The organism is Andreprevotia chitinilytica DSM 18519 (assembly GCF_000711875.1).
Classification (GTDB): Bacteria; Pseudomonadota; Gammaproteobacteria; order Burkholderiales; family Chitinibacteraceae; genus Andreprevotia; species Andreprevotia chitinilytica.
The window spans coordinates 105,825-128,492 of the sequence record NZ_JONM01000001.1; the positions used below are offsets into that span (position 1 = coordinate 105,825).

At 57.0% G+C, this 22,668-nt stretch carries 18 protein-coding genes; 5 read left to right on the plus strand and 13 right to left on the minus strand.

The annotated features are described in order from the left end of the window. Positions 1-53: 53 nt before the first annotated feature. Both ccoS and BR41_RS00550 read right to left on the minus strand, forming a co-directional pair. Complete coding sequence (gene ccoS, locus BR41_RS00545; RefSeq protein WP_035051570.1) at positions 54-263, minus strand: cbb3-type cytochrome oxidase assembly protein CcoS; 210 nt, start codon at positions 261-263, stop codon at positions 54-56. Between the two features lie 2 nt (positions 264-265). Then, positions 266-2,692 (minus strand): heavy metal translocating P-type ATPase, encoded by a 2,427-nt coding sequence (locus BR41_RS00550; RefSeq protein ID WP_035051571.1) that lies wholly within the window; start codon positions 2,690-2,692, stop codon positions 266-268. A gap of 33 nt (positions 2,693-2,725) precedes the next feature. Here BR41_RS00550 and BR41_RS00555 point away from each other — a divergent pair, with 33 nt between their 5' ends. Further along, the gene (locus BR41_RS00555) at positions 2,726-3,226 is read left to right on the plus strand and encodes a DUF4124 domain-containing protein (protein ID WP_156970487.1); all 501 of its coding nucleotides are present in this window, start codon (positions 2,726-2,728) and stop codon (positions 3,224-3,226) included. 100 nt (positions 3,227-3,326) lie between these two features. Here the strand turns inward: BR41_RS00555 and BR41_RS00560 are convergent, their stop codons facing one another. Both BR41_RS00560 and BR41_RS00565 read right to left on the minus strand, forming a co-directional pair. Next, on the minus strand, positions 3,327-3,662 hold the full coding sequence (locus BR41_RS00560) for an RnfH family protein (RefSeq protein ID WP_035051575.1): 336 nt from the start codon (positions 3,660-3,662) through the stop codon (positions 3,327-3,329). After that, the gene (locus BR41_RS00565) at positions 3,655-4,083 is read right to left on the minus strand and encodes a type II toxin-antitoxin system RatA family toxin (protein WP_035051577.1); all 429 of its coding nucleotides are present in this window, start codon (positions 4,081-4,083) and stop codon (positions 3,655-3,657) included. The genes BR41_RS00560 and BR41_RS00565 overlap by 8 nt, the downstream gene beginning before the upstream one ends. 87 nt (positions 4,084-4,170) lie before the next feature. Here BR41_RS00565 and dnaB point away from each other — a divergent pair, with 87 nt between their 5' ends. Both dnaB and BR41_RS00575 read left to right on the plus strand, forming a co-directional pair. After that, the gene (dnaB, locus tag BR41_RS00570; RefSeq protein ID WP_035051579.1) at positions 4,171-5,589 is read left to right on the plus strand and encodes a replicative DNA helicase; all 1,419 of its coding nucleotides are present in this window, start codon (positions 4,171-4,173) and stop codon (positions 5,587-5,589) included. 1 nt (position 5,590) lies between these two features. Continuing rightward, complete coding sequence (locus BR41_RS00575; protein ID WP_035051581.1) at positions 5,591-5,947, plus strand: cupin domain-containing protein; 357 nt, start codon at positions 5,591-5,593, stop codon at positions 5,945-5,947. Positions 5,948-6,416: 469 nt separating this feature from the next. Here BR41_RS00575 and BR41_RS00585 read toward each other — a convergent pair whose 3' ends face one another. The 9 genes from BR41_RS00585 to BR41_RS00625 all read right to left on the minus strand — a co-directional run bounded on the left by BR41_RS00585 (position 6,417) and on the right by BR41_RS00625 (position 21,202). Next, positions 6,417-7,184 (minus strand): ParA family protein, encoded by a 768-nt coding sequence (locus BR41_RS00585; protein WP_035051583.1) that lies wholly within the window; start codon positions 7,182-7,184, stop codon positions 6,417-6,419. 297 nt (positions 7,185-7,481) lie between these two features. Next, a complete protein-coding gene (locus BR41_RS00590) occupies positions 7,482-10,805 on the minus strand; it encodes an ImcF-related family protein (protein ID WP_084186732.1) in 3,324 nt (1,107 codons plus the stop codon). A gap of 36 nt (positions 10,806-10,841) precedes the next feature. After that, positions 10,842-11,990, minus strand: a complete 1,149-nt coding sequence (locus BR41_RS00595; RefSeq protein ID WP_505578014.1) for a KPHS_23130 family T6SS system protein — start codon at positions 11,988-11,990, stop codon at positions 10,842-10,844. Positions 11,991-11,993: 3 nt separating this feature from the next. Beyond that, positions 11,994-12,251, minus strand: coding sequence for a PAAR domain-containing protein (locus BR41_RS00600; RefSeq protein WP_035051591.1), 258 nt, complete (start codon positions 12,249-12,251; stop codon positions 11,994-11,996). Between the two features lie 52 nt (positions 12,252-12,303). After that, positions 12,304-13,467 (minus strand): hypothetical protein, encoded by a 1,164-nt coding sequence (locus BR41_RS00605; RefSeq protein WP_035051594.1) that lies wholly within the window; start codon positions 13,465-13,467, stop codon positions 12,304-12,306. Continuing rightward, complete coding sequence (locus tag BR41_RS00610; protein ID WP_156970488.1) at positions 13,461-14,615, minus strand: hypothetical protein; 1,155 nt, start codon at positions 14,613-14,615, stop codon at positions 13,461-13,463. The genes BR41_RS00605 and BR41_RS00610 overlap by 7 nt, the downstream gene beginning before the upstream one ends. An 85-nt stretch (positions 14,616-14,700) precedes the next feature. Then, a complete protein-coding gene (locus tag BR41_RS00615) occupies positions 14,701-15,576 on the minus strand; it encodes a hypothetical protein (RefSeq protein ID WP_156970489.1) in 876 nt (291 codons plus the stop codon). A 15-nt stretch (positions 15,577-15,591) separates the two neighbouring features. Continuing rightward, positions 15,592-18,024, minus strand: a complete 2,433-nt coding sequence (locus BR41_RS00620) for a LysM peptidoglycan-binding domain-containing protein (protein WP_035051600.1) — start codon at positions 18,022-18,024, stop codon at positions 15,592-15,594. A gap of 52 nt (positions 18,025-18,076) precedes the next feature. Continuing rightward, entirely contained in the window at positions 18,077-21,202 is a 3,126-nt protein-coding gene (locus BR41_RS00625; RefSeq protein ID WP_051709663.1) for a type VI secretion system tip protein VgrG, read from the minus strand. A gap of 250 nt (positions 21,203-21,452) precedes the next feature. Between BR41_RS00625 and BR41_RS23895 the strand changes: the two genes are divergently transcribed. Together BR41_RS23895 and ung are read left to right on the plus strand one after the other, a co-directional pair. Beyond that, positions 21,453-21,953: a PilZ domain-containing protein gene (locus BR41_RS23895; protein WP_035051602.1), complete on the plus strand. Its 501-nt coding sequence runs from the start codon at positions 21,453-21,455 to the stop codon at positions 21,951-21,953. A 1-nt stretch (position 21,954) separates the two neighbouring features. Beyond that, complete coding sequence (gene ung / locus BR41_RS00635; RefSeq protein ID WP_035051604.1) at positions 21,955-22,632, plus strand: uracil-DNA glycosylase; 678 nt, start codon at positions 21,955-21,957, stop codon at positions 22,630-22,632. Positions 22,633-22,668 lie beyond the last annotated feature (36 nt).

Below are 22,668 nucleotides of genomic sequence, written 5' to 3' on the forward strand. Positions count from 1 at the left end.
GAAATGGGTGCGGGTTTGATGCGAATCAAGCCAAGCCGAAGCCGGCGTGCATTTTACCGTTCGTCAGCCGGCGAGTCAGGTGTTTTTTGTGTTTCGGCGCTGTTTTGCGCTTCTTTGTGCGGTGCATCATCGTCCTGCAAGATTCTGTAAGCAGGTCCTTCCAGATCCTCGAATTGACCGCTACGCACACACCACCAGAACACGGCACCAATCAGGAAAGCGAGTAAAACGGATAATGGAATGAGTAGATACAGACTTTCCATAATCACGTTTTCCCGTATCCGGTTAGCCGGAGCGCATTGACAACCACAATAAATGAACTAGTGGCCATGCCGAGGCTGGCGAGCCAGGGCGTGACCAAGCCAGCTAACGCGAGCGGTAAGGCGATCAGGTTGTAGCCTAATGCCCAAGCAAGGTTCTGTCGAATTACCCGACGAGTGGCTGTCGAGGTGCGCAATGCTTCGCTGATGCGTACCAGCTGGTTATCGAGCAGGATGGCATCGCCGCTGGATTGGGCGATATCCACACCCGCTCCCATCGCGATGGAAACATTCGCGGCCGCCAGCACCGGTGCATCGTTGACGCCATCCCCCACCATCAGCACGCGGGCGCCACTCGCTTGCAACTGCTTCAGATAAGCCAGCTTGTCTTGCGGGGTGGCTTCGCTGTGCACGTCGTCAATGCCCAAGGTTTGAGCGATTGGGGTGGCATTCGCAGCGCGGTCGCCGCTCAGCAAGTGCACTTTGAGGCCGGATGCCTGTAGCGTCGCGATGGCCTGTTTGGCATCGGGGCGAAGCGTGTCGCCCAGCCGGAAAGCGGCAAGCCATTCATGTTGGGTCGCCAGTACGATCCATCCGTCACCAGCCAGCGCTGGACGTGGCGCGGCGCAATGGTCGGCTACAAAATCGATATGTCCGATTGCGTGGCGCATGCCATCGATGTCGCCAGTCAGGCCACCGCCTGGGGTGTTGATGACATTGTGTGCGGTGTAAGTGGTTGCGCCATCGAACGCGCTTGCCAGCGGGTGTTCGGATGCAGCCTCCAGCGCTGTTGCAAGTGCGCGAGCCTGTTCGATAGCCATTGCCAGTGGCAAGGCTTCGACGACGTGCGGCTCGCCTAGGGTCAGTGTGCCGGTCTTGTCGAAGACCACGTCAGTGACATTTGCCAGCGATTCCAGCGCATGACCGCGCGTCACCAATAGCCCGCGTTGCGCCAGTCGCCCAGTTGCCGCCGTGAGCGCAACCGGCGTCGCCAGAGAGAGCGCACAGGGGCAAGAGATGACCAGCACCGCTACCATGATGGGCAGCGCGTGCGCCGGGTCGTGCCAGTGCCAGAACAGCCACGCGGCTGCGGCGACGGCCAAGAGCGTTGCCACGAACCAGCCGGCAATTCGATCCGCCTGGCGGGCAAGCCGGGGTTTCTCTGCCAAGGCGCGATCAAGCAAGCGGACGATGCCGGCCAAGCGTGTGCCTTCACCAACCTGCTCGATGCTGACGATCAGCGGCGAGACCTGGTTGCTGCTGCCCCCGGTGACCGTCGAGCCTACGTGCTTGGCGACGGGGCGGCTCTCGCCGGTGAGCAAGGCTTCGTTCGTGGTGCTGGTGCCTTCCAGCACAAGGCCATCGGCCGGGAAGGTTTCGCCAGCCTTCACCAGCACGACGTCACCGGGTTTGAGGCTGCTGACCGTTGCCTCCCGGCTGGTCCGCTCCGTTGGCCAGGCAGGTAAATGGTGGGCGAATGCTGGCGCCAAACGCACCAGCTGTTCCAACGCGGCTCCGGCGCGTTGCCGTGCGCCTTGCTCAAGGTAGCGGCCGCCAAGCAGCAGGAAGACAAACATCGAAACCGAATCGAAATAGATTGCGCCGTGACCGGTAAACAGCGCATGCACGCTGGCGGCAAAGGCGGAGATCACACCGATGCTCACTGGCAGATCCATGCCCGTCCGACCTTGCTTGAGATCGCGCCAGGCGGACTGGTAGAACGGCCAGCTGCTGTAGAGCGCAACCGGCAGCGTCATCAGGAAACTGGCCCAATGCAGTAGCGTGAGCCATTGCGGGTCGATATCGCCAGCTGGGGCCAGGTAGACCGGCACGGCAAACATCATCACCTGCATCATCGACAAGCCAGCGATCCACAACCGCAATAGCGACGATTTGCGCGCTTTCTGCTGGGCCGCTTCTTGGCGGGCCTGATCATAGGGATGGGCGCGATAGCCGGTTGCCGCGATGGCCTGCAGGATGGCCGACAGATGCGTTCTGGATTCGTCCCAGCGCACCCGTGCCCGATGCGTGGTGTAGTTGATCGATACCGCCAGCACACCGGGCTGACGGGAGATGTGACGCTCGTTGAGCCAGATGCAGGCGGCGCAGGTGATGCCTTCGATCAGCAGCGCCGCTTCGCGGATATCGGCCTCTTCCACGTAGACAAAGCTATGCTGCAGTTGCGGGTCGTCATACAGCTGCAACTGTTGTTGCAATTCGTCCGGCAAGGGTTGTGCGCGATGAGCTGGGCGCTCGCGTTGTGTGTAGTAGTCGTCAAGGCCGGCGTCGATGATGCTTTGCGCCACCGCCTGGCAGCCGGCGCAGCAAGTGGCCTGCTCGATTTGACGATAGCGGACGGGAAAAACCGGGGACTCTGGAACAGGTTCGCCGCAATGAAAACAGCGCGCAGCGGCGGCAGGTGTAGCAATCATGTGCGCATTTTACCGGCCAAACTGTAAGAATGCTTGCCCGCAACGTTTGTTTTGCCTAGATTTGCAGGCAGAAGCCACATGGGGAAGACCATGAAATTGTTATTCAGTATCACATTCGGTATTGCGTTTTTGCTGGTTGCGGCGAGTTCTCAAGCCGAAATCTACAAATGGAAAGACGATAACGGCAATTGGCACTATTCGGATCAACCGCCGGCTGGTGCGCAAAAGAAAAAGGCATCCGTGGTGAATACCAAGGATCTGCCGGTCAGCTCGTTATCTGGTTACAAGCGCAAGACTGACGATGCGAAAGCATCCGGTGCAGCATCAGCGCCGGCCGTTGCGAATGAGGCGGCCAAGAAGAAGGTCAACGAACAAGCCTGCCAAGCAGCCAGAACGCGCCTGAGTTTCTTGCAAAACGCGACGCAGATGAGAAGCACCAACGAAAAAGGCGAACTTGAATTCTTGCCGGCAGAAAAGAAGCAAGAGGAAATCGCCAAAGCCCAGAAAGATATCGCGGATAACTGCGGACAATAACGACGACGTTTCCGATGACATTTCCGTAGCGAATAAAAAACCGGCCATCAAGCCGGTTTTTTATTGCGGGTAAGTAGCCCGAATGGCTGCGGTGCCCAGCTCAGCGGCCCAATGCTCTGCGCGCTTTTTTCACGGTTCGGTCTTCAACGACCCGTCGCTGGCGGACTTCTTTCGGGTCCGCGATCAGCGGGCGATAAATTTCCACGCGATCCTGATCCCGCAACACCGCATCCGGCTTCACTGCGCGCGAAAAAATGCCGATTTTGTTGCGCGTGAGGTCGATTTCCGGAAACAGCGCCAGCAAGCCTGAGCGGTGGATTGCCTCGGATGCTGTCGTTCCTGCAGGTAAACGAAGCTGTACCAGTTTCTGCTGCGCGGGCGTTGCGTAGACGACTTCGACCGTGATCTCGTCCGGGGTGACGGATTGATCAACCATGGCGGCGATCCGCTTCCTTGATAAAGCAATCGACAAAGGTGCCGGTGATCTTGCCGAAGACCGGCCCGATCAGCGTTTCAAGCGTGCGGCTCTGGAATTGGTAATCCAGTTCGAACTCGACCTTGCATGCGTCGTCCATCAGCGGTGTGAAGCGCCAGATGCCCTCGAAATGCTGGAACGGGCCGTCGACCAGCTCCATGTCGATCGTCTGTCCTTCGGTGCGATTGCGCGTACGGAAGTACGATTTGACCTTGAGAAAATCGATCCGCACCGTGGCTTCCAGCGTGTTCTCGCCGCGCTCGTGCACCTCAACACCGCCGCACCAGGGCAGGAATTTGGGGTAGTCCTCGACCGCATCCACCAGCGCCATCATTTTTGCGGCGGAGTGGGTGACAAGAACGGTCTTGTGGATCGACTGCATAGGCTTGGTAGGGGATCAGCGTGACGGCTTGGCAGGTAAAAGCAGCTAGAATATGCGACTTTCCCTGTACAGAAGCCAGTTCGGAAAATGACCGAGCATCCTATATCCGCCGAAGATGCGGCGCAACTTCAGTCGCTGCGCCTGCCGCCCCATTCGATTGAGGCCGAGCAATCGGTACTGGGCGGCCTGCTGCTCGAAAACCAGGCCTTCGATCGCGTCGCGGACATCTTGTTCGAGGCCGATTTCTATCGCGATGACCACCGTCGCATCTGGCAACACATCTCCAAACTGATCGAGCATAACCGCCCGGCCGACGTGATCACCGTCGCCGAGTCGCTCGACAATGCCAACGAGCTGGCCTACGTCGGCGGTCTGGCTTATCTCGGCATGCTCGCCGCCAATACGCCGTCTGCCGCCAATATCCGCCGCTACGCCGAAATCGTGCGCGAGAAATCGGTGATGCGGCAGTTGGCCTCCGTCGGGACCGACATCGCCGACGCTGCCTACAACCCGAACGGCCGCGAACCGGCTGATCTGCTGGATGAGGCCGAATCCAAGGTATTCCAGATCGCCGAGCAGTCGAACAAAGGCAAGCAAGGCTTCATCTCGATGCCGCCGATCCTGAAAGAGATCGTCGAGCGCATCGATTACCTCTACAAGCAAGACAACCCGTCCGAAGTCACCGGCGTTGCCACCGGCTTCCTCGATCTCGACAAGATGACTTCCGGGCTGCAAAAAGGCGACTTGATCATCGTCGCCGGTCGCCCATCGATGGGTAAAACCGCATTTTCAGTGAACATCGCCGAGCATGTCGGCTGTGAGCTGAAACTGCCAGTCGCCATTTTCTCGATGGAAATGGGCGCGGCGCAGCTCGGTATGCGGATGGTCGGCTCGATCGGCAAGATCGACATGCACAAACTCAAGACGGGTCGTTTTGAGGACGAGGACTGGATGCGCCTCACCCACGCCGTGAACAAATTGTCCGAAGCACCGATCTTCATCGAGGAAACCGGCGCACTTACCGCGCTGGATTTGCGTACCCGGGCACGACGGCTGGCACGGCAAGTGGGCGGGCAGCTCGGCCTGATCGTGATCGACTACATCCAGCTCATGGCAGGCCGTGCTGGTAGCAAGGATCAGAACCGCGCATCCGAAGTGAGTGAAATCTCGCGCTCGCTCAAAGGCTTGGCGAAAGAGTTGCAGGTGCCGATCATCGCGCTGTCGCAGCTCTCCCGGCAGGTGGAACAGCGGACCGACAAACGCCCGATGATGTCCGACTTGCGCGAATCCGGCGCCATTGAACAGGATGCCGACTTGATCATGTTCATGTACCGGGACGAGTACTACAACCCGGATTCCAACATGAAAGGCTTGGCCGAATGCATTCTCGGTAAGCACCGGAACGGCCCGGTTGGTAAGGTGCCGCTGCAGTTCCAGGGTATGTATTCCCGCTTCAACAACGCGCTGGTCCGCCCGGACGGCTGGTCGTCCGATCTGGAGTCTTGAGATGGGCGGCATCGTTCACTTTGGTCGCCAAACAGTCGAACCGGCCTACGACCGCCCGCGGCCGGATCGCTTGGAGGCGGGCAATCCGCTACGCACCACCTTCGAGCATTACGCGCAGGACGGCATCTCTTGCGGTATCTGGCGTTGCGAAACGGGGCGCTGGCGCATCCAGTTCGCGCCGGACAAACACGAGTTTTTCTGCGTGATGACTGGCCGGGCGCGGTTGCATGATGCAAATGGCGTGGTGACGGAAGTCGGCCCGGGTGAAGCGGCCGTGATTCCTGCCGGGTTTGTCGGTCAGTTCGAAGTCGTTGAACCGGTAGAGAAGTACTTCGTGGTTGTTGAAACCATCAAGTAGCCCGGACGGCTTCGCCGGCCGGGGTTGGCGCGATGGCTTATTCCTCCACCATCCCGGCTACGCGTTAGCGCATGTTTTAGGTCGACCGGCCCAAAATCCACCCAATCGAAAGCACATAACGGCTCCCGCCCATCACGCGGGTTACGCTGTGCTCGCAGGCATCAGGCCGGAACAGCTTGATGCGTCTGGATGCATAGATCGGTGTCGCGCAGACGAACTCACCGCCAGCACGCGGCGATTTCAGGATGATGTTCAAACGGTAATGGCGACCTTGCTGTACCGGATCGGTATGCGGCGGGATTTCCGACCCTTCGGGGTAGCGGATCAGGTAGCTATCGAACGGGATCGGCTACAGCGCGGTGAGCAGCAGCATCTTGTCGTAACCCGTGCCTTGCCGGCCGCGTTGCCAGCGAAATGCCTTTGCCGCGTAGTCCTTGAGCGCCACGAGCAATGCCATTTGCGGCGAGCCTTAGAGCGTGACCAGCTCGTTTTCCACCAACTCATCCAGCAGAAAACCGAAATCCTGCGCCGCCGAGCCATTCGGTTCGATATCGAACACATTGCTCTGACCAATGACCGCGGCTTCGAACGATTCGCTGGCGCGGATACGTGTTTTCAGGACTTCGTTGTAGAAATGGCGCTGCATCTGCTTGAGCACGGCTTCGGAAGACACGCTGCCGGGTGTGTGCCGGTTCAGCAGGTAACGGCGTGGCTTGCGGGTATCTAGCTTTTCCAGACCCAGCAAAGTGCGTTCGGTCATGGCGGCACCGTTCAGGGCCAGCGTTTCTGGCGCGACGGGCACCAAGATCAGGTCGGCGGCGAGCAGCGCGGCGAAGCTGAGCACGCCCAGCATTGGGCCGCAGTCGATCAGGGTCGGTGTGCTGTCAGCGAGCATTTCCGCCGTCAGACCCAGCTTGAGCCGCCAGATATGATCGCGATGGCGGGTAATCTGCGCATCGACCTTGGAAAGCTCAAGATGCGATGGCACAAAGTGGATGCCGTTATCGAGCGGGATCGCCAAATCGGAGAGGGGCACCAAGCCACGGAAGAATTCGTGCACGCTATGACGCGGCTTTCCAGGCCGATCCAGCCCCCAGTAATGCGACAGATGTGCCTGTGGATCGAGGTCGATCACGAACGGGTGATGCCCGTTCTGGGCCAGCGCTGCAGCCAGGTTGGCGGTTACCGTCGTCTTGCCTACACCGCCTTTCTGGTTGAATACCGCGATGACCGTCATCTTTCCATTTCCACCCTGATTTGATCTGTGCGGCATGTTACCCGACGTGGGCTGTGCCGGGTATCTGGCCCAGCCGGCCAGCGGTTGGACAGAGGAATTATTCGGGCCCAAGACACACCTAAACTGCTGCCGTATTTCAGGTTTTGCGTTGTGGTCTGTTGCGAATTGATTGCAGGCGAGCCGATGGACGGCAAGGCGATTTGCATCGCCTTGACCTTATCGAAAATGACGATATTTTCGCCCTGTAAGTAACCCGGTTTTGCGGGGCAGCCCGGCGATCGATCAGTGTCGCCATTTTCATCCGGCCTTGTCCTTTACGGCACTGGCTGCTGCCGCTTTTCTCGTTACAAACACCCGCTGCGGCAACTTGAATCCCCGCAATTGCAGCAGCTCCAACGGCCCGGCACCCGCTTCGGTGCGGAGGATGTAGCGCAACTTCTCTCCGTCTGGCAAATCCCACTGCAGCCGATAATTGGCCTTATCGATCTGCTCAACCTTTGCCGTTGCCAACAGCCGCAATAAGGCCCACCGGCCGGCGTAATCATCCTGCTTGCGCAACCCGGCCTGAACGGATGTCCAGCTGAGGCGTGCGCCGGCTTGTTCCGGGTCGCCCGGCCAGGAGAACGTCTGCCAGTCTGCTTTCTGATTGAAGTAGCGCAGGCGCTGAGCATCGATCAAGAGTTCGCTCTCGATCAACTTGGCAGCCGGAATCGGCAACAGCTGGAAGCGGTAATGGGTGTCGCCTTCGGCATAGAGATGGCTCGCCAGCCAAGACAGTTGATTGAGCGCATTCAGAAACGCCGGATCGAATTGCAGCGTCTGCGCATAGATGGGATCGGGCTCCCACTGTTCGCCGCGCCGGGTGAGGATGCCGGCCAGTTGCGTGCTGGCGAACTGCGGAATGGCGCCCGAACCGGGCTGCAGGAAACGCGCCAGCTCCGGCAATGATGCATCCGCGGTCAGATCGCCGAACGGATAACGTCCGCCTAGCCGACCGTTCCATGGCGTCACCACGCTGTCTTGCCACAATTGATTGATGCTGGCCGCCGCCGGTTGCAACAAGGTTTGCCACGACTGATCGAGCGGGCGCAGAAACAGGTTCCGCCCCATGCCGGCATAGGCGCTGCCCAGGCTGGCCGCGACCAGCTCGGCATATTGCCGCGCATCGATCAAATCGCTGGCCCGGCCTTGGAACAGGTTTTGCGCCAGCTGCCGGGCGAGGGCATCCGGATCGGTGGCGGCGGTGACTTGATCGAGCTTCAAGCGCGTCGCGCTGACACGATCCAGATAGCGTTGCAGGCTCAATGTTTGCTCGCCGCCATTTCCATTGCCGCCATCAACCAGTCGTACCAAGGGGCCGAATGCCTCGCTCAACGGCCCGCTTGGCGTGGTTGCGATGCGCGCTGCGGCCGGATCGCCATCCTTGTCCTTGAATACCCCCTTGGCTTTTTCCACCAGTGAATCGGCTAGCGTCGTTGTCTGCATGCCGGTCTGCGCCTGCCACGCCACCGTCTTCATTAGTGCAGCCAACGGCGACTGCTGCGCATCGGCATAGGTGCGTAATTGTTCTGCTGAGCCCGCGAGACTGGCTTCTGGCACCCAGCTCAGCCGATTCAGGAACGCCTGCCACGCGTAGGCAAAATCGGTGAAGTAGCGCTGGTTTAGCCGTGCCTGCAACTCCTCCGGTTGGGCCGTCAGCGGCACCTGCTGCTCCCCCAGCACCCAGTCGCCTGCTACCGCGGAATGCTTGGATAACTGCAGGATCGCCTCGCGCACATAGCCGTCGTACGCTTGCCGCGTGAACGTCCCCGGCAAACGTCCCTGCACCGACCACAAACCGCGCGAATCCCGCCCGCCCAGCAAACTGCCCATGGTCGGGTCGGGATACTTCGCCTTGGTGTTGGCGAGCAGCGCGTGATACAGCGTGTCTTCGGCTTGCTCTACATCGATCAAGCCGGAAAGCGTCTGGCGGGCGGCGTACACCGCATCGGCATCAGCCGGCATTTTCCATTGCGGTTGCAGGGGTAGATGGCCCGCGTAAAACATAGCCATTTGCTTGACGCTATCCGGCGACAAAGCCGGCCATAATGCTTGCCCCGCCGCAGCCAAGCGTGGCCCAAGGAAGGCCGCATCGGCATGTTTTGGCTCCGCCAGCATCAGATACGTTTTCAACGTTTCATAACCCTGCTGACCGATTGAATCCGTGCCGGATTGATCATCGTCTGCACGATCGAGTGGGACTGAATTCAACGCCCGCAAACCGGACTGCAATTGCCCCATTACCGGCTGCACCAACCACTTGCCGCTTGCTGTTCCATAGGGCTGCCACAATGCCGCCAACGTTGCCTTGTTGTGATCCAGCCCAAAACGTAATCGCCACGGCACGCCATGCGCAGCACGTAGTTCATGCCGTGCCAGATCATCCTGCACCGCCAGCAGTGCCGGCCATGCCTGCTTCAGTATCGGCGCGGCCTGCAGCGTTGCTACATGTGCCTCGGCCTGCGCAAGCAAACGCTGATTGCCGACGAATGAAATTGTCATCCCGACAGCCCATAACCCCGCGCAAACTGCCACGCCGCCAAAAAACCAATCGCCGCCGCTCCACGCCAGCTTTGCGGGACGCACCACGCACAGATCGCGCAACACTGGGGTGGAGGAAGCCAAGATGGCCAGTCCGGTGGGAGCAATGGCCGAGCGCGCATCAGTGCCCGCAGGCACCGAAGCAGCACCCGGAAGGAACCGCGCGCCACACAAACGTTGCCGCCGATGTAACCCGCTCGCAAACCGGCTGATCCAGACTGCTTGCGTCGGGCCTTGCTGCTCTAAATAAGCCGACAGTGCGGCATCGAAACTCAATCCAAACCCTTGCCGAATCGCCGCCACACCCGACTTCGCCAATGGTGCGACAAGTTGCTGCAACATTGCTCCGACTTGCTCTGCATCCCGCGCCGTATGCTCCGCGAATCCGCCATAAATCAGCCCTGTGCCGGTCTGCCGTTGTCCATCTACCCCTGCCGGGGATAACCACAGCTGCACCGGCAGGGCATAACGGCAAGCTTGTGTGAGATGCGCAACTTCGACCGATAGCGCGTCCGAATCCATCGCCCCATCCGTGACGGCCACGATGCCGTCAGCCGGCCGCCGCCAGCCCTTGGCGGGGACTGCCGCACCATCGCCAGCCCAGATGAATACAGCCTCACCCGTATCGAGCCAGCCTTGGGTAAATAGATTGGGGAAATGCTGCTTCGTCAGCACGATGTCACCAACGACAAGCAGCCAGGGCAGGCGGCGGCGGGTGAACCAGGAGTAGCTGGATTTGAGGTGGGCACGAAGGGAGATAAGCCCCGGCAAGGCGTTAGGTTCTGCGATCTGATGCGTTGCCGGTGGCTGATAGCTTTGTTGGCTAAACACCTTGTCGTTGCGGCCTGATACCAAGCGCAAAACGATTGGCGTGATCAGGAATGCCAACAGCAACGATATGCCAACGGTGATGCCAATCTTCCACCACAACGGATGGGTGAGCGCATCGAGTAGAGAAGGCCGCAGCCAAACGATCAGGATGACGGGCACCGATAGCGACATCACCAGCAGGGGTAAGGCCAAGCCTTTTTGCATTCGCATTGCCAAATTCTTTTTGATTGAGAAGGTAAAAGCGCGCTAACCGGGCAACAGCAGATTGAGGATTGCCTGATCGTCTTGCTGGCCGAGCGCAATCTGCGGCGCGCAGACATAGCGCATGGCGAGTGCAGCCAAGGCGAGCCCAAGCCAGCAACTGGCCGGCCCCACTGGCCCGACGGCTTGATCTGCCACATGGATGCTTTGCGTCTGGTTTTGCAATAGACGGGTGCAACCTGCATCATCTGCCGCCGAAATCAATGTTCCTTGCCAATCGCGCGGCACACCTGCCAGCCAAGCCCGCGCAACCGTGTCTGCCGGAACGCCGTTTGCTGCAAGCAAATGCGGCAGGTCGGTAGCGAACTGATCGCCCATCGTGGGCATGGGGCGTTGCCAGTGCGCCAATGCTTCGTGGGCGTCTTCGTCGGGCGCAAACAGCAAGGCAGAGAGGGTTTCGCTGCAGGTCGGATCGTCATTCAGGTCTTGCGGCGCGATATCGCAGGCCACGACCAAACGCCAAGGCATCGGCTCGCTGGCGTCTAGCCAGGTATTGATTTGCTCGCAGAAATCGGCTGGTTTCAGGGCTGTTGCCGGCTGGTATTGCAATCCCAATTGATTCAGTGCCGTATGGAGTGCATCCCGACATATAGCGAATGCTTCCGTACTAGCTTGCAGGTGGACGGCGAATGGAGCGGGGGTCTGTAGGAGTGCAGGCATGCGTTCAAGCAACGATTCCAATGCATCGTGCAGGGCTGCGGTGTTCTCTGCATCGCGCCATTGCATCAATGGCGTGGTGGCAGGCTGCGGCTTATCGTGCATGCCCGCCAAATCTTCTACCACTAGCCCGGCCGGCAGACTGACCGCCGCATCAGCAATCGCCAAGCCGCGTTGCGACCATTGTGCCCATCGCCGCAATGCTTGATCCCGATGCGCGTTCCAATTTGCTGCTTCAAGCTTGGCGAGTTCGAACCGATGCAAGCGCAGCGAGAATACGAGTCCCCATAAGGTAAGCGGAAATACCGCGGCGCATGTCCAAAACCAGGGCGTACCCGTTGCCGTGCCTTTGGGCCAGAACAAGACGGTACAGGTTATACCGAGCAGAATTGCGCCGACGCATGCCGCTGCCCAGCGCCAGCTGCGCAACCGTTTTGGCGGGGCGATGAGTGGGATATCGGGAATTGGCCAAGGCATGGCTTACTCAGATCCCGTTTCCGGCAAGCTGCTGATCACCACACTGCCGCATGCGGTTTTGCAGCCATCGACGACGATTGCCCGCCCTTCATCCAGCCAGCTGGCATCGCCTTCCACAATCGGGTTGTCACCATGAATAGGACAGGAAACGATATCCCCGATTACGGCGGCAATGCGGCCTTCGATATCTAGCGTTGAGCTGGCTGATTTTACGTGGCCGTTATGGCTGGTTTTGTCGAATAAACGGATTATGCCGCCCATGGTGTTTCCAATGTGTACGTGTGATGGGGTGACACATAAAAAGAAGGATTTTCTAGCATTGAGCGAGATTCTCTACGGCTACCAATCGCTCCCCTAAAAAATACAGTTGCCAAGCTACATCGCTATCCATGCTTCGGATGCTCAGGGTGTCGGTATATTCTGTATAAGCCGAAACATCCTCTTCATTGTTTGATACTGGCCTAGTTGTTTGGTCTGATACCAAGTGCAAGGCGCTTAATCTGCTTGGACGGTTAACGATGTATTCGTATTTGTTCAGTTTCTTTAAGTTGAGTGTGAGATCAGTCAACGTTGTTGTAGAGGTGATGTTGATCGAGTCAAGTTTGATTGTCATTTTCTCAGGGATGCCAATGATTGATTGTAGGGATGCCTTGTCATCTGATATTTCGATGATTGCGCTCGCATAAATCCGTTCGTAGGCATCATCACTCACAGGGGTGTTTACACATTCGACATGACTGCGTGTAGCTAATATTTTTCCAAATAGTTTGTCTGCTTGGTCTAAGGGCAGTGCAGAAGTATTGATGGCTAAAGGGTGTTTCAAGGCGACTGGTATTAGTATTTCAGACAGAGTGTTGTCATGAAATCCATAATGGATGAGCGGACGACCAACGTATTTGTCAATAATCTCTCCTTCAATGATGCCATTTTTGATTCTAATGAGTTTTATTTGGGAGGCCTCATGTCGATCTTGCGTGCCAGCTGCAAAGTTTCCCACAAAATTGAAGCCTTGAGGTGAGCCAAGAAATATTGCATAAAAGAATGACTTTTTCCCGGGGTTATCTACGGTTGCGGGTACGAACGCATCAGCTAAACCATCATTGTTAATATCCCCGATTATGATTTCATCAAGAGGGCCGGTTTTCATGATGTCAGGCGTTGGTTCTCCGATCTTTTTTTCTTCAGTGAATGGATTTTTTTGAATGCGTGATGGTGGAGTCTTTGGGACTTCAAATGGATAGTCAATAGCTTTTCCGCTATCAATGTCTGTTGTAAATATGACGTCTTTTTTCTTCTCAAATTCTTTGTGCGCAGTTGCTGCATCAAGGGCAATCTTCGCCTTGATGGTAGATGGTTGTGTCGAAGGTTGGCAGCCCGTAATCAATAGCACGAGCAATATTTTTGATATGCTATACATTTTATGTTTTCTCTGATCTGTAATTTTGATCAAGAAGTGATGAGCGTTGATGTTTAACATGGAAGACGGCTTTGTATCGCGACTAGCCGCTCATCAAGAAAGTAAAGGAACCAATATCCATCTCTATCTAACGGCCGAATGAATAGCTCGTTTGTATAATTGGCTGAAGCAAGCTTTTCTTTTATGTTATAAGATAATTCTTCATTTTCCTCTTCATCGTCAGGAAAAAGATTTAGTTTCTCCAGCTTGCCCGAGTGCGTGTTGGAGAAATCAAATTTCTTGGACTTCTTCAATTCTTGCAATAACGGTGTTAGTGTGGTTCCTGCTGTTATATTAATGAGGCCAAATTTCATCGTGAACTGTTTTGGAATACCAAGCATGGTATCTAGCTCAGCTTCGTTGCCTGATACTTCTACTTTTGCATTTTTGTAAATTTGCATGGCGGCTGGCCGATCATCGAACCGCCCGATGCATGCACTTAAGGTGATATCTGATTTCGCAAAAATTTTTCCAAAAATGGCATTGGCCCGTTTTGTTGTCAGTTCTTCTGTCGGCTCATCCACTTCTATGTATCCGTTGATAGCTAATGGCTGTGATATCTCAATTGGAACTGGAATTTCAACCAATGAATTTTTGTGAAGTACATACTGTACGGGTTGTTCACTACCATCCTGTGCGAAATAAATTCCATGTACGACACCATTTTTTATGGTTTTTATTTCTGTGGAACTGTTGTTGTATTGTGAAAAGCCGGATGGCATATTTGCGACGAATTTCAAACCACTTTCTCCTCCACGGAAAATCGCATAAAAACCAAAAGTCATCATGCCATCGTAGGGATCAATATAGTAATTGACTAGAGCGTCGGGCCAGCCGTCGTTATCAAGATCCCCGATGATGGGTTGCTTGTCAGAGAGTCTTATCGCGTCTGTTGTGATCTCGATTAGCTTTCCTGAGTCGCGATCAGGTGCGTCGCGAGTCAATTTTGCAGCTTCATATGGTGAAAATGTATGGCCATCGGGCTGTGTATAAGATGACATGAAAATAATGTTTTTGTTTTGATTGAATGCTTGAGTTGCATCTTGCGTATTTACTTTACGATTCGTGATTGCGGACTCCTGGGCTACTTGCACGTTATTTGTCGGGGCCAGTTGTGGTTTGCATGCAACCAAGAGTAGGGTAATAGAGATTAAATGTATATTTTTCATGGAATTTCTATGGGTTCTATTTAAATTGAGGGCGTAATTTTCTTCCGGAAAAGGAGGTTGCACAGCTTTGGAAGGTGATATGTAATCATGTTGTGGTCATTTTTTTTGTGACGTCGTTTTTTTGAGCCGGTTTCCCAGTGAGTGGCTCCACGGTATTAGTGTTCGGGCAGATTGATCCTTTTTCGGAGTTGTCCTCTCCATCTTCTCCTGATTTCCACTGGCAGGGTTGGCCAGGTTTTAATAATCCTTTGACTTTGAAATAAATTGTATCCTTGAGGTGAGGGTAGTAGACCGAATATATTCCATTCTTGTAACTGGCCACTGGGTCGTTGTCCCTCATTTCTTGAAATTCATTGCCACCATTGATTAAATATAACTGCACGAGAGTGTGATGTTTTCTGTCGTAGAGTAGCCATTTGTATTGAAGATCTTCTCGATTGTCATTTAGGCAGTTGTCGAATATCTGAATCCATTCGGGTGTGCTTTTCTTGATTTCAAATTTTGATTCTTTGCATCCATCAACAAATCCTTCAGCAAAGCCATAGGTGTTGCCGCCTTCTATCACTTTAAGTTCGCGTACTATGGTGGGCTTGCCTTGCCATGTGCTGGCTGTTGCATCCATTCGCATCCGGGTATTGGTGGATTTTTCTACCAATACATCTTCGGTGCCGATGTATCCGGTGCGGTCGCGTTGGTTGTCTGGCAGTTTGGCTTGATCTTCCGCACGTTTTTTCTTGAATGCTTCGAACTCTTCGTCAATCTGTTGCTGTCGAGCCTCGATCATTTCTTCGCCATGCTCAGTAATATTTTCACCAATAGCACTGGCGGATAAAGATGATCTGATGCCGCTAGCCGTTGACGGATTCTGCGTTCTTTCATAGACCGTTGTAGTCTTAGCTGATTCTGGCGGTTGGCAAGCCGTGGTTAATATGCAGAGTGATATTAAAAAAATAGTGCGCATTAAGGTGATTCCTAGTCAGGTTTTTTTTGAAGTAGGCTGAAGCATCTTTTTGTTGATTGCAGCCCAATATTGATTGCGGGCTTTTCTAGCCTGCTCAACTTGCTGTTGATATTGGGGATAGATGAGAAGGAAAGGTAATGGATCGACTCGGCCATCTAAGCCCCGAGATACGCCTTTCCTGAAGCGCACTTCGAAATGGAGATGGGCGCCCAAGTTCACTGTGTTCATCCGATGGGCGTTGCCACTGCAGCCGGTCGCTCCTATCAAATCCCCTGCGGAGACTGCATTTTTATTTCGATCTGAAGTAACGTCGATACGGCTGAGGTGAGCGTAGAAAAAGTACAGAATGGTGTCATGAGGTCGTTGGCTGAGGTAATAGGCCCGCTGTGTTGCGGGCAGATCGTTGACATTTACTTGTAGTAAAACGTTGGCGCCAAAGCTTTTGGCGCTCTTGGAGGTAAACCTTTTATCAACAGCGACAATTAATCCGGGCGCGACCGCGTATACCGGCGTGCCGATGGCGGAGGCTAAGTCGATGCCTTGGTGCGCTTTCGGTTGTTGCTCTTCGTCTGTGCGTACATTGTCGCCGTAACAGGCCCCGATAATTCCGGCTAGCTTGGCGGTTCTGAGCACGTTGCAGTCGAGTGGGTCGCGCCACTGTTTATTGTTTTTTGCCACATCCGACGTGGTTGTTGGCGGCGACGAAACTGTACTTGTCTGTGTATTTTGTGCCTGAGGGCGGGCTGTTGGCTTTGCTTTTGGGCTGGAGTTAGCTGCGCCCTTTGGTGCCATGAGCTGCACCGCTTGTTTAGCCTGCTTGGTTTTCTCTTTCTCTGCTGCCTTGGCGGCTTCCGCATCCCGGCGTGCGCGCATTCCAGGCGGCATTGCCGGGGCAGGGCCACCACCAAATGCAATGGCGATGTCGCTCATGTTGCGCGGTGGTGAGATCTGTTCGGGCTTGACGGCGAAGTGGGTGACATCGACCTTGCGATCAACGAGGTCTACATATAGCCAGAACAGATAGGCTTTTACTGCGCTGTTGTCGAAGTCCGCGAAATATTGATTGGCCTTCGTGTTTACCTGATCTATTAGTCGCGCTCTCGCTGCTGCATCTGTATCAGTCCCCCGCAACGCCCGGAGTGCGCCCGCAAATCCCTCGTGATGAGCCAAATAAATTACCTTGGCTTTATCCGATGGAGTGAGCTTGTCTACGGGGAATCCATTTTTCTGCAACAGCCGTAGGTTATGTGCCCCATATGCAGCGGCAGCTTCAATAGCGATTTCGGCATTGTTGCGCCATTCCAGAATTTCACGGCAATTGGAGATGACCTCCTCGGCTTCTCGGGTGATCGGATTGCCTTTCTTGTCCTTTCCGGCAGTGTTGCGGCAGCCATACAGCCTGCCCTTCTTGGCGATAAACCGGTGGTACTGCGAGTACGTTTTGCACAAGGTTGTGTTTACTGCTGAGCCTTTGATGGCACAGACATCGAACCATGCCGCTTCGATGAATTGACCCAAACCTCTTGCTTTTGTGTTTGGGTTTACCTCTTTGGGATTCCATTCGCGGTCATGTTTTTCTGCCCCCACTTCCGCATCAATCACCGCAGCCAATGCTTGTGGGGTGAATCCATATTTCCTGGCTGAATCCAGAATGAATTGGCCGAATTTTTCGTTTATTGGGTGCAGCTTGAGGTTTTCTTTGGCGAAGCCGGGCGCGGCGATGTGGGTCGGTGCGCCACCTTCGGTGCGGGTGAGGATTTCTATGGGCTTTGCTGGTTCTGGTTTGCGTTCTGGCGGCAGGGTTGGCGCACGCTGCTGCGCCGCTGGCATGGCTGCAGCTGTGGGGGCCGGCTTGGCTGTGGGCATGCTGGCAGTGGTGGGTGGTTTTTGAGCCGGAGGCGGTGGAACGTCTTTGCGGGGCTGCAAGATGAGCGGTTTGCTGTCTTGCTTGAGCTGTTCCCGCACCTGTTGCGTCGTTGTCCGCTCGCTGCGTTCTTTGGGCGCGGTGGTGCCTTCCATCACCATCTTGCGCGAGGTGAGGGTGAGGGTTTTACGGCCGAGCGGCAGGGTGGGGTGGTTGGCGATGACGGTGTAGCTGCCGTCGCGCTCGCGGTAATGCACCTTCAGGCCATAGGAGCGGTCGTGGACGGGCAGGATTGGAGTTTTGCCGTCGCCGTCGGTGGTGTGCTCGCGGCTCTTGTTGTCGAATTCGAGTTTGAGCGTGGCCTTGGCGAGGGGGCGGTAGGCGAGGTCGAGCAGGCGGATGGTGAGTTCGGTATCCGGCTCTTCACCGTTTTCCGGTAGCGTGAGCTGTTGGCCGATGGTGAGCCGGTTGGCTTGTTCACCGCGCAAGCCATTTAGACGGGCGAGCAGGTGGATATCGGTGTTGAAGTGACGGCTGATGCCCCAGAGGGTGTCGCCTTTTTGTACGGTGTACGTTTGGGTCATGATGTGACTTCCCGAGTTGATGGCCGTGTTGGTGGCTGCGCACCTGTGCGGCTCAGGTCTTTTCCGGTTTCGGTGGGTCGGGCACGAATGGCGGTGTGGCGCCGGCTGCGGGTGTCGCGGGCTTTGGTAGCGCGTCGCGGGCGCCGCGCAGGGCGCTGTCGCGTAGATCGCCCATGCGGGTATCGGTGGTCTTGTCGGCAGCGGCGTTGAGTGCGCCATCCAATGCACGGGCTCCCGCGTTGCTCAGCGTGCCGCTAGCGCTCTGGTCGTTTTCGTCGATTTCTGGGCGGGGGATTGCGGAGATGCCACCGCGGATGCCGTCACGCAACGCACTGTTTCGCAGATCACTGAAGCGGGTATCGGTGCCTTTGTCGGTGGCCGCGCCAAGGGCGCCGTCCAGTGCATGCGCACCGGCTTTGCTCAGGATGCCGCTGGCGCTCTGGTCGGCTTCGTCGACTTCCGGGCGCGGGATGGCGGAAATCCCGCCACGAATGCCGCCGCGGATCAGGTCGCCGGCGGTGACATTCGGGCCGTGCCAGAGTACGGCCTCTGCAACGCCATGCAGGGCGGCGCTGCCGATGTCGGCCAAGGTGTCGAGGAAGGCCAGCGGGTCGACATCTTCCGGTTCGCCGTCCATGCGCTCGTCACTGATGCCTGGATCGTAGGGTTCTTCGTCCTCGTCTTCAGGCTCCTCGGTATCGCCAAAGAGGCCGCTCCAGCCGTCGAAGCCGAGTTCGACGATGTATTTCTCCAGTGAGCCGGTTTCGAACAGGGGCGTTTGCCCCTTGCGGTCGGTTTTTTCGCTCCAGATTTTCTTGCCATCTTCCAGCCCGTAAACAGTGGCGGCTGCGCCGGCGAGCAGGATGCCATCCAGCCCCATCAAGCCGAATTTGCGTGCGTGCGGCCCCGATTTGGGGAGCTCGGGAATCGGCGGCAGCGCTTGGGCTGGCCCTTGTTTTTGCCAACTGGCGGACTTGTTGAGAATGCCGCCGGGGCAGGCGATCTCGATGTTGCCATCCTTGAGCTTGATGTAGGCGCCACCAGCTGAGAGGGTGATTTCCTTGGGGGCGGTGATGCTGATCTTGCCGTCGCTGCTGATGAGGGTGAGGTCTTGTTCGGCGATGAGGTCCATGGCATCGCTTTGCGCCTGCATCTCGACCTTGCCTTTGCCGGCGAACAATTTCATGCCTTGCTGCTGGGCATAAAGCGATACGCCCTTGCCGGCCGCGAGCGTGGTTTGGCCGACGCTCCCCAGATCGATGTTGCCGCCAGCCGTGGCGATGAGGTTGTCCCCGGCTGAGAGTTGCATCTGCTGGTCGCTGGTCATGGCGACGCCGGCCGGGGCGTGCATCAGTAGCACGGCTTGCTGGAGGTTTTGCAGGCGAGCTTCCAGCAGGTCTTTTTGCTTGTTGATGTCGGCGGCGAAGGCTTGGGCGAATTGGGCGGCATCGGCTAACGCTTGCATTTGTTCCAGCGCGCGTTGCAGGTGGGTGGTGACTTCCGCCATGTCCAGCTGCTTGCCACCTGCCTTTGCTTGGGCATCCGTGCTGATCAAGATGCCTTTCCCGGCCCGAATTGCCCCCCATTCATCCGTGCGCAACTCAAACCCCGCGCCACGTTGTTGCCGCGTCTGGTCAACCAGATGGCCGAGGTTGAGCTGGCTTTTGCCGTATTCGGTGGCGAGTTTGATGTGTTGCTTGCCGTTTTCGTCTTCCAGTCGCAGCTTGTTGTTGGCCGGGGTGCGGATGATGTTGCGGGTGTGGTTATGGTTGGTGACGTGATCCGGGTGGCGGCTGTCGTGCAGCGCGTGGGCGATGTAGGGGCGGTCGATGTCGCCGTTCTGGAACGCGATCTGGACTTCGGTGCCGTCGATCAGTGGGAAATGCAGGCCGTAGGTGTCGCCAGCGTAGGGCTTGGCAAGGCGAACCGGGCGGCTACTGCCGGCGGCGGGCCAGTCGCTTTGGTCGAAATTGAACGTGACGCGATAGCGGCCGTGTTCGTCGAGGAAGGCGTATTGATAGCGGTTGGGGCTGGTGACGCGAGCGGGAATGGTGCCGGCGATCTTGGGCTTTGGCGTTTCGACAGGCAGTCGGTAAACGCGGTCGGCCGGGATGGCGGTGAAATGGTTGACGTAGGCTTGGCCGCGCGATGCGGTGTGCTCGATGGCGACGATCAGCCAGCCGTGTTCGGCAATCTGTTCAGACAGGGCATCGGCTGAGTCGGTGTGGAATACGTGGCCGGGGGCAAAGGTGACGACGTTGCCGTCACCGGTCGCGACGACTTGCTGGGCATGCCCGGCCTCGAAACGCAGGCGGGTGGCGGTTTGGCTTTCAGTTGGAGTCTTGGGGTGGTCGCCCCAAAGGTATTGCTGGCCGACATGGCCGGGACGGTCGGATGACGCTGCCGTTTCACTCAAGAGCGGCTGGCTGGCGGTGCGGTAGTTGTAATCCTGCTGCTGGATGCAGGCTGGCGCGGGTTGGGTATGAACCTGCAAGGCGTGCAGCGCTTCGGTCTGTTCGGGGCTTTCCAGCCCGGCGGTAGCTCGTAGCGGAACGGCTGTCTTGATGCGGGTGTAGTGCGTGAGGTCGTTGCCGAAGTGGACGACGTCACGGTCGTCTTGCTGGGTGAAGCCGAACCAGATGCCGGCGGTTTCGCACAGGCGGCGGATGAAGGTCAGGCCGCTTTCGCGGTATTGGGTGATGTGCTCCTGCACCGGGAAATCCCCCGTGAGCTGGAACACGAAATCTGCGCCGCTCAAGCCGCCTTGCTCGCGCAATACCTGTTCGATGACGCCCGGCAGCGACTGGTTTTGCCATAGGCGGGTGTCGATGTGATTGGCGAGCCGCGCAAGGCGCGGTTCGATCACGACACGGTAGGTGGTTTCATCCGCAGAGCTGCTCACCCGATCGAAGCCGCGTACTACGCCGTGCCATTGCCGCAGAGCCTGAACGGGTGGGAATTGGGCATCGATCGTGGCGATGCCGGTGAGCGCTGTAGCGGGGCGGATCGAGAACGCGGCGGGTTGATCGAGCAGCGCCAGCAAGGGCAGGGCGGCATTCGGGCTGGTGAGGTGAATGGTGATGCTGTACGGCTGGCCGAGGGCCTCGGTGCCGGCAAACGATTGGACGGAGAGTGGCGCAGTGCAGCGGGGGAGGTCGAGGAAGTAACGCTGCTGCACGATCAGGCTCCGAACGATGGCTACGTGAAAATTGCAGCAATCTTAGGAGACGGTTACATGCGGAAAAAATGGAAATAGTTGGGTGCCGTCTGGTGTGAAAAACAAGAAAATTCTTATTGAAATCAAGGATGTTTCTGAGTCGGGCTGATGCAGCAAAGTGCCGTTTCGGCGAAAGGGCGATGCCGCTGCACGCGGCAAATCAGGGTGGCACGGTATAATCCCGGTTCGAGATGCCGGGAGTTGCCGCGAAATGGCCGATTTTTCCGATGGAGTGTGGTTTGCTGCCGAGTTGCCGGTCGTCTGGCTGCCGGCATCACAGCAATCCACCTTCGAGGCGTGCCGCTATCTGGATGTGCTGACCGCGTTCGAACAAGCTGGCGCTGCAGAGGTGCGACCGGAAGATGCCAAGCTCGATCTGCAATTGCTGTGGCTGGCTCGTGTGCTCACGCCGCAGCTGCCCCCGGTCGGCGAAGTCAAACTCGGTCTGGAACATGTCGAATGGCGGGCTACCGCGAAGCCCGATCAGGACGACAGCTGGCTGGGTATTGCCCTGAGCAACCTCTTTCCCTATCTCGTCAGCCTGCCTATCCACCTGGAATCCGCGGTGAACGAAGGTGGAAACTGGCGTTGCACCGCAGCTTGGCGCGTCGGCGACGAGCTGCTGCGCGATGCCTTGGAGCGCACCATCTTCCGTCGCCATCGTGAGCAAATCCGCCGCCTGCATTCAACTCAAAACCCCACCACAGATTGATATGTTGATCGACCAAATCCCCTCTGGCTGGCGCGACTTGCTGGCCGCTGAAACGGCAAGCCCGCGTTTTGCCAAACTGGAAGCCTTTCTGAACGATGAAATTGCCGCCGGGCAGATCATCTATCCGCCCCGTGATCATTGGTTTGCCGCGCTGCAGGCCGTTGCGCCGCAAGACGTTAAAGTCGTCATCCTTGGCCAAGATCCTTACCACGGCCCGGGCGAGGCGCACGGGCTGAGTTTTTCGGTGCCGGTCGGTATCAAGACGCCGCCGTCGCTCCGCAATATCTGGCAGGAAATCGCCCGCGATCTGGGCATTACGCCGCCGCTGCATGGCAATCTGGCTGGCTGGGCGGCGCAAGGCGTGCTGTTGTTGAATACCTCGCTGACGGTCGAGGCGGATTGCGCGGCCAGTCATTCCAAAACCGGCTGGGCGCATTTCACCGATACGCTGATCCGCGAGTTGGCGGCCCGCCACGATGGCATCGTCTTCATGCTGTGGGGCGCACATGCCCAGAAGAAGATGCCGCTGATTGATGTCAGCCGGCATTGCATTTTGGCGTCGCCGCATCCGTCGCCTTTGTCCGCGCATCGTGGCTTTATCGGCAATGGGCATTTCTCCAAGGCCAATGCCTGGCTGCAATCCATCCACAAGACGCCCATTGATTGGGCGCAATCCTGATTGGAAAGTTGAATCGCGGGTGTCGTAGGATGGGTT

Bases quoted from the DNA above. Each gene is read 5' to 3' on its own strand.
- ccoS (WP_035051570.1), bottom strand. From the start codon at position 263: ATGGAAAGTCTGTATCTACTCATTCCATTATCCGTTTTACTCGCTTTC.
- BR41_RS00550 (WP_035051571.1), bottom strand. From the start codon at position 2,692: ATGATTGCTACACCTGCCGCCGCTGCGCGCTGTTTTCATTGCGGCGAA.
- BR41_RS00560 (WP_035051575.1), bottom strand. From the start codon at position 3,662: ATGGTTGATCAATCCGTCACCCCGGACGAGATCACGGTCGAAGTCGTC.
- BR41_RS00565 (WP_035051577.1), bottom strand. From the start codon at position 4,083: ATGCAGTCGATCCACAAGACCGTTCTTGTCACCCACTCCGCCGCAAAA.
- dnaB (WP_035051579.1), top strand. From the start codon at position 4,171: ATGACCGAGCATCCTATATCCGCCGAAGATGCGGCGCAACTTCAGTCG.
- BR41_RS00575 (WP_035051581.1), top strand. From the start codon at position 5,591: ATGGGCGGCATCGTTCACTTTGGTCGCCAAACAGTCGAACCGGCCTAC.
- BR41_RS00585 (WP_035051583.1), bottom strand. From the start codon at position 7,184: ATGACGGTCATCGCGGTATTCAACCAGAAAGGCGGTGTAGGCAAGACG.
- BR41_RS00590 (WP_084186732.1), bottom strand. From the start codon at position 10,805: ATGCGAATGCAAAAAGGCTTGGCCTTACCCCTGCTGGTGATGTCGCTA.
- BR41_RS00595 (WP_505578014.1), bottom strand. From the start codon at position 11,990: ATGCCTTGGCCAATTCCCGATATCCCACTCATCGCCCCGCCAAAACGG.
- BR41_RS00600 (WP_035051591.1), bottom strand. From the start codon at position 12,251: ATGGGCGGCATAATCCGTTTATTCGACAAAACCAGCCATAACGGCCAC.
- BR41_RS00605 (WP_035051594.1), bottom strand. From the start codon at position 13,467: ATGTTAAACATCAACGCTCATCACTTCTTGATCAAAATTACAGATCAG.
- BR41_RS00610 (WP_156970488.1), bottom strand. From the start codon at position 14,615: ATGAAAAATATACATTTAATCTCTATTACCCTACTCTTGGTTGCATGC.
- BR41_RS00615 (WP_156970489.1), bottom strand. From the start codon at position 15,576: ATGCGCACTATTTTTTTAATATCACTCTGCATATTAACCACGGCTTGC.
- BR41_RS00620 (WP_035051600.1), bottom strand. From the start codon at position 18,024: ATGACCCAAACGTACACCGTACAAAAAGGCGACACCCTCTGGGGCATC.
- BR41_RS23895 (WP_035051602.1), top strand. From the start codon at position 21,453: ATGGCCGATTTTTCCGATGGAGTGTGGTTTGCTGCCGAGTTGCCGGTC.
- ung (WP_035051604.1), top strand. From the start codon at position 21,955: ATGTTGATCGACCAAATCCCCTCTGGCTGGCGCGACTTGCTGGCCGCT.